Source organism: Streptomyces sp., from assembly GCF_050698815.1.
Classification (GTDB): domain Bacteria; phylum Actinomycetota; class Actinomycetes; order Streptomycetales; family Streptomycetaceae; genus Streptomyces.
Genome location: NZ_JBOHCV010000709.1, coordinates 1 through 2,162, shown reverse-complemented (window position 1 = coordinate 2,162; position 2,162 = coordinate 1). Strand labels below are relative to the sequence as shown.

Annotated in this window: 3 protein-coding genes; all 3 read right to left on the bottom strand. The window is 71.3% G+C overall.

Annotation, left to right across the window (positions count from 1 at the left end; all coding sequences use genetic code 11):
- Nucleotides 1-162 precede the first annotated feature (162 nt).
- Nucleotides 163-237: a putative leader peptide gene (locus ACRDP3_RS25120; protein WP_431519278.1), complete on the bottom strand. Its 75-nt coding sequence runs from the start codon at nt 235-237 to the stop codon at nt 163-165.
- Between the two features lie 149 nt (nt 238-386).
- Nucleotides 387-1,472: an oxygenase MpaB family protein gene (locus ACRDP3_RS25115; RefSeq protein ID WP_431519277.1), complete on the bottom strand. Its 1,086-nt coding sequence runs from the start codon at nt 1,470-1,472 to the stop codon at nt 387-389.
- Nucleotides 1,473-1,495: 23 nt separating this feature from the next.
- Nucleotides 1,496-2,162: GOLPH3/VPS74 family protein (locus ACRDP3_RS25110; protein ID WP_431519276.1), on the bottom strand; the 667-nt coding region annotated here is incomplete at its 5' end.

The following is a 2,162-nucleotide window of genomic DNA, read 5'->3' as shown; positions in this document are numbered from 1 at the left end:
GGCTGGGCGGCGGAACAGCTGCCGGTGCCCGCCGCGTTCGCGGCACCGGCGGCCGCCGCCGTCCTCGCCGCGATCGTGGCCGCGGCCGGTGCGCCTTTCCGGTCACCACCCTTCGTCGGCGGGAAGGGCGGCGCGGGCAATACGGAACCCGCGCCGGGGAATTCAGCTACACAGCGCGGAAGCGACGCGCTGGAAATCCACGGCGCGCCGCTGCGTGAAACGGGAAGACTTACGCATGACGTTGAAGCTAGCGACGGTCCGGGAAGCGGGTCAACCGCTGGCAGCGGTAACGGCGACATCGCAACACCGGCTTCGTACGCACGCCATTTCCGCGTTACACGCGGAAACAAAACCGGCAGCGGAAGGGCCCGACGTCGTGAGTCCCGCTAGTCGCGGCGCCGTCGCCGTCGCCGCACCTTGGCCGAGCCGTCTCCCGTGCACTCCTCCGCCACCGTGGGCGGTACGTAGTGGGTGGGTGAGTTCCGCTCCTCCGGGAGCGGCAAGTTGCGTGCCGGTGACTCCACTTGGGGGGCGCCCGGCGCTCTTACGCCCGCGACGCGCTGCCAACCCGCCCGCGCCCGCGGGTGATAGCGGCGTCCGGGCGGCACCAGCCGCCACGCGTGGTGCACGAACCGGCCGAAACGCCGCAGCCGCCGCTCGTCCCGCGCCGTCCACCGGTAACCCAGCCGTTCGCGCACCGCCGCCGGAAAAAGGCCGACGGTGAACCAGACCGTGAAGCGCGCCTGCGGGCCGCGCAGCGCGCGCCAGAGCGGGCCGGGAAGCCAGGAGAGAGCCGGAGGTCTGGCGATGAAGCGGATATCGAGCACGTCGCGGGTGGGCTGGTTGTCCTCCAGCACCTCGGCGGCCATCCGGTCCCAGTACGCCTGGAAGTCGGGCCAGCTCTTGGGCACGGGGCGCATGCTCATCCCGTACATCCGCCACCACCGCACATGCTCTTCGAACAGCTGCCGCTTCTCAGCCTCCTTCAGCCCCGGTCCGAAGCGGTCGGCGACGAGCACCGTGAGCATGAAGAAGGTGGCGTGCGCCCAGTAGAAGGTGTCGGGGTCGAGCGCGTGGTACGGGCGCCCGTGCCGGTCCACGCCCTGGATGGTGTCGTGATAGCCGCGCACCTGACGTGCGGTCTCCGCCGCTCGCGGCCCGTCGTAGACGACGCCGCCGATCGGGTAGAGCGAACGGAAGAGTCGCTGCCACCGCTCCTCGAAAAAGCGCGAGTGCTCGGCGACTCCGGCACCGAGCCCGGGGTGCATGTTCTGCATCGCACCCGCCCAGGGGGCCAGCAGCACCCCGCGCCAGTCACCGAAGAACTTCCAGGTGAGCGAGTCGGGGCCCAACGGCTCGACCCCGGGGCACGGCCCGTGTCCGGCATCGGTGTCATCGGACAGGGGCCGCGCCCCGGGGCCGGGGCGGTCGTCGGGGGCGGGGCCAGGTCGCGCGCGGGACTCGTCTGTCATGCGCGGATCCTTCCCCGCAGCGGTCAGCTGCTGCCCGCGGCCCCCGCCGTGGCCGCGGATGTCACCGCGATCGTCGTGGCCATCTGCATCGAGTCCAGCGCCTTCTTCAGCGCGGGACCCGCCTCGCCGGCGCGCTCCGTCAGGTCCTTGATGCGCTGCTTGTGCCGACGCCGGTCCTTGCCGGTGGTGACGTGGGGCAGTTCCCCGAGCGCGGCCAGTGCGGTCAGGGCGGCCTGCCGGGGAGTGAAGTCCTTGACGGGACGGTCACTGGTCAGCGTCTCGACGGCCTCCGCACGCAGCTGCTTCAGCCGGCCGGCGTCCTTGACCACGACGCGGTCGGAGCGCCAGGTGCGCCGCTCGATGGCGACGGCACGGTCGCGTTCGAGCTGCTGCTCCAGCGCCTGGAAGCCCTGCTTGCGGTGCATCTGCACCAGTGCCTTCCACTTACGGGGCCGGTTCTGCTCGGCTATGTCGCGGAGCGACTCGTCGAGCACCGGATCACCGGTACGGCGGTCGCCGACCGTACGGGCTTTGCCGTCCTCGTCGGTGAGGCAGCCGCGCTCGGTCAGCTCGATGAGCACAGCCGCCCGGAGCACGTTCTTGAGCACGTCGGGCTTGGTGAGTCTCTCCTTCTCCGTGTCGCAGGCGAGAAGGTACAGCTCGACGGGGAGACTGCGCGCCGGGTGCTGC